The organism is Aneurinibacillus sp. UBA3580 (genome assembly GCF_002375825.1).
Taxonomy (GTDB): domain Bacteria; phylum Bacillota; class Bacilli; order Aneurinibacillales; family Aneurinibacillaceae; genus Aneurinibacillus; species Aneurinibacillus danicus.
On sequence record NZ_DFMZ01000098.1, the window covers coordinates 1 to 3,811 of the forward strand.

The window sequence follows — 3,811 nt, forward strand, 5'->3', positions numbered from 1 at the left end:
TGTCGGGGTTGTGGCTGAAAAGCTATGTTGGTTTTTTATAAAAATGCCGCAACTCATTCTACCATATGCCCGTAAACTGAGCAATTCCGGGGCTTCGACGATTTCCGTACAAAAAGAAAAACTCTACCCCGCAAGGCGAAGTAGAGAGGAGAGACTGCGATTTTTTAAAGCTTATTCGAATGTTTTGGTCAGATTGGCCATCTCAATCGCCGACGCGGCCGCTTCCCAACCTTTGTTGCCCGCCTTCGTGCCCGCGCGCTCGATTGCCTGTTCAATCGTGTCGGTCGTCAGTACGCCGAAGATTGACGGGACTCCGGTGGACAGTCCGATGGACGCGATCCCTTTCGCCGCCTCGTTGCACACGTAGTCAAAGTGCGGCGTAGAACCGCGGATGACGGTTCCAAGCGCAATGACCGCATCATACTTACCGGATTCGGCCATCTTTTTAACGATAAGCGGAATTTCAAATGCTCCCGGCACCCAGGCTACTTCTACATTATCTTCTTCTACGCCATGGCGCTTGAGCGCGTCCAGCGCGCCGCCCAGTAACTTGCTTGTGATGAACTCATTAAAGCGTCCGACTACAATCCCAATCTTTAGTCCTGTACCTACCAGATTTCCTTCGTATACTTTTGCCATGATATTTCCTCCAAATCTTATCATTTTTTATTTATACATCCAGCGTGGTTTGACGTTTAGAAAAAAGCAAGAAAGATGGAAATATGGATAACCGTTGGCATTCGTGTATCTCCAGCCTATAAATTCAGTAAATGTCCCAGCTTGCTTTTTTTAGTGCGCAAATATCGCTCATTGTCCGCCACCGCTTCCACCTGCAGCGCCACCCGCTCGACGACATGCAGGCCATAGCCTTCGATGCCTTTAATCTTACGCGGGTTATTCGTCAAGAGACGAATCTTGCCGACGCCCAAATCGGCAAGAATTTGCGCACCGATGCCGTATTCGCGCAGGTCGGCCGCAAACCCGAGCTTCTCGTTCGCCTCTACCGTATCAAGCCCCGCTTCCTGCAGCTTGTACGCTTTCAGCTTATTAATGAGGCCAATGCCCCGTCCTTCCTGGCGCATATACAAGATCACACCCTGACCCGCTTCCTCGATTTGTCTGAGTGCCGTATGCAGCTGCGGTCCGCAATCGCAGCGGCACGAGCCGAACACATCGCCGGTCAGACACTCGGAATGCACGCGCACGAGCGTCGGAATATCCGGGTTTAATTCCCCTTTTACTAGCGCTACGTGTTCTTTACCATCCGTTTCGTTCGTATAGGCCACCATGCGGAAACGGCCATATTCCGTTGGAAGCTCCACTTCGACCTCCCGCTTCACCAGCTTGTCGTGACGGGTGCGGTAGCGAATCAATTCCTCAATCGTAATCATCTTTAAGTCATGTTTTTCGGCAATTTGTACCAAATCCGGCACACGTGCCATCGATCCGTCTTCGTTCATAATCTCGCAGATGACTCCGGCCGGATAGCTTCCGCACAGGCGGGCCAGATCAACGGCCGCTTCCGTATGGCCGGCGCGGCGCAGCACGCCTCCTTTGCGGGCTATCAACGGAAAGATATGGCCCGGGCGCCGAAAATCCGCGGGCCCGCTCGCCGGATTCAGCATCGCCTGTACGGTCTGTGCCCGCTCAAAAGCGGAGATCCCGGTCGTTGTCGTCGCTTCGTCGATCGAGACGGTAAACGCCGTTCCATGCAGATCGGTATTGCGGTCCACCATCGGCGCAAGGTTAAGCTCCGCTGCGCGCTCTTCCGTAATCGGCACGCACACCAGACCGCGTCCATGCGTGACCATGAAATTAATCATTGCCGCATCCGTTTTCTCCGCCAGCGCAATGAAGTCACCCTCATTCTCGCGGTCTTCGTCATCCACTACAATAATCGGTTTGCCCTGCTGTAAATCAAGCATCGCTTCTTCGATTGAATGAAACATAAGTCCCCACTCCTTATCTTGGCTTATTCGAGAAATCCGTGCTCGGCAAGAAAACTTTCCGTTAGAGATGAAGGGCGTGCTTTCCGCTCACGCCAGGTGAGGATTCGCTCAATGTATTTGCCGATCATATCGCATTCCAGATTGACCCGATCGCCCTTTTCTTTATACTGCAGCACCGTCTCGGCCAGCGTGTGCGGAATGATGGAGACGGAAAAACTGGTTTCCGTCACATCCACCACCGTCAGGCTAATGCCGTCAATCGAGATGGACCCTTTCGGAATGATATAGCGCAGCAGCCCATCCTCCGCCTCTACCTCATATAACACCGCGTTGCCGTATGGCCGCTTGTCTACAATGACGCCCGTACCATCTACATGCCCTGATACGAAATGGCCGCCGAACCGATCGCCCGCCGCCATCGCCCGCTCCAGGTTTACAGGCGATCCGGGACCGAGTGAGGCCAGACTCGTCTTCGCAAGCGTTTCCGGCATCACGTCCACCGTAAAATGCCGGGTGGAAAATTCGGTGACCGTCAAACAAATGCCGTTTACGGCAATGCTGTCGCCTAATTGGACATCGGTCAGTACTTTGTCTGCCGCAATCTCAAGCACCGCGGACGCATTTCCGCGTTTGATCGACCGAATAGTGCCGATTTCTTCAATAATTCCGGTAAACACGACATTCACCCCCACACCGGATAGCCGGTAATTTTGATATCGTCGCCAATCTTCTCGAATGAAACGTCCACAAGCGAGACGGCATCGTTCATCTCTTGAATGCCCAGACCGCCAAACGGAGTAGGTGCTCCTTGTCCTGCAACCAGCTTCGGGGCAACATAAGAGACAACCTTATCAATGGCCTGCGCATGCAGGAACGCGCTGTTGATCTGGCTGCCTCCCTCTACCAGCAGCGATGCAATCTCCTGAGCCCCAAGCAGCGTAAGCAGACGGTCGATATCCACCTGTGCCTCGTTCCCCGTCGAAAATACACGAACGCCCATCTCTTCGAGCCGCTCCCATTTCAGCGGATCTGCACGCTCAGTAGTAAAAATCCACGTCGGTGCTTCACCGTCCGTCAGCACCTTCGCATCCAACCGAATGCGCAGCGTCGTATCAACAATGACACGTATGGGATTCTTGCCGCCCAGCGCCAGGCGCGTCGTCAACTGCGGGTCATCGGTCAGCACCGTATTGACGCCCACCAGAATGGCATCATGCTCATGACGCATCCGATGCACTTCCAGCCGCGCTTCTTCACCGGTAATCCAGCGGCTGCTGCCGGCATACGTCGCCACTTTGCCGTCAAGCGTCATTGCCGTTTTGACCGTCACGAATGGCTTACGCGTCGTAATGTATTTAATAAATACTTCGTTCAGCCGCTTCGCCTCCGCCTCACATACGCCCGTTAGCACTTCAATCCCCGCTTCTTCAAGCCGCGCGACGCCGCGTCCCGCTACCAGGGGGTTCGGGTCCAGCATCGCCACCACTGCGCTTTCAATCCCATGCTTAATCAGTGTATCCGCACAGGGTGGCGTACGACCATGATGGCTGCAGGGCTCAAGTGTTACATAGGCGGTCGCTCCTCGTGCCGCCTCACCGGCCATGCGAAGCGCCTGCACTTCCGCGTGCGCTTCTCCGGCCTTGAGATGGCTGCCCATACCGACAATCCGCCCGTCTTTGACAAGGACACAGCCGACAGCCGGATTTGGGCTTGTCTGGCCGCGGGCCGCTTCGGCGAGCCGCAGCGCCAGCTCCATATACTCCCTGTGTTCCATTCCGCTCCCTCCGTAAATGTAAGTTATGTTTAATGCAGAAAACGACCATGGCATCTCAGCCGCACCCCCGACATGAAAATCGTGGGAA

At 54.5% G+C, this 3,811-nt stretch carries 4 protein-coding genes; all 4 read right to left on the minus strand.

Annotated elements, in window-relative coordinates; genetic code table 11:
- Window positions 1-171 precede the first annotated feature (171 nt).
- Window positions 172-639 (minus strand): 6,7-dimethyl-8-ribityllumazine synthase, encoded by a 468-nt coding sequence (gene ribE, locus B2899_RS14295; RefSeq protein WP_146809099.1) that lies wholly within the window; start codon window positions 637-639, stop codon window positions 172-174.
- Window positions 640-755: 116 nt separating this feature from the next.
- Entirely contained in the window at window positions 756-1,949 is a 1,194-nt protein-coding gene (locus tag B2899_RS14300; RefSeq protein ID WP_146809100.1) for a bifunctional 3,4-dihydroxy-2-butanone-4-phosphate synthase/GTP cyclohydrolase II, read from the minus strand.
- Window positions 1,950-1,972: 23 nt separating this feature from the next.
- Window positions 1,973-2,626 carry a riboflavin synthase gene (gene ribE, locus B2899_RS14305; RefSeq protein ID WP_146809101.1) on the minus strand — a complete coding sequence of 218 codons (654 nt, stop codon included), beginning with the start codon at window positions 2,624-2,626 and terminating at the stop codon, window positions 1,973-1,975.
- A gap of 5 nt (window positions 2,627-2,631) precedes the next feature.
- Entirely contained in the window at window positions 2,632-3,723 is a 1,092-nt protein-coding gene (ribD, locus tag B2899_RS14310) for a bifunctional diaminohydroxyphosphoribosylaminopyrimidine deaminase/5-amino-6-(5-phosphoribosylamino)uracil reductase RibD (protein WP_146809102.1), read from the minus strand.
- Between the last annotated feature and the right edge of the window lie 88 nt (window positions 3,724-3,811).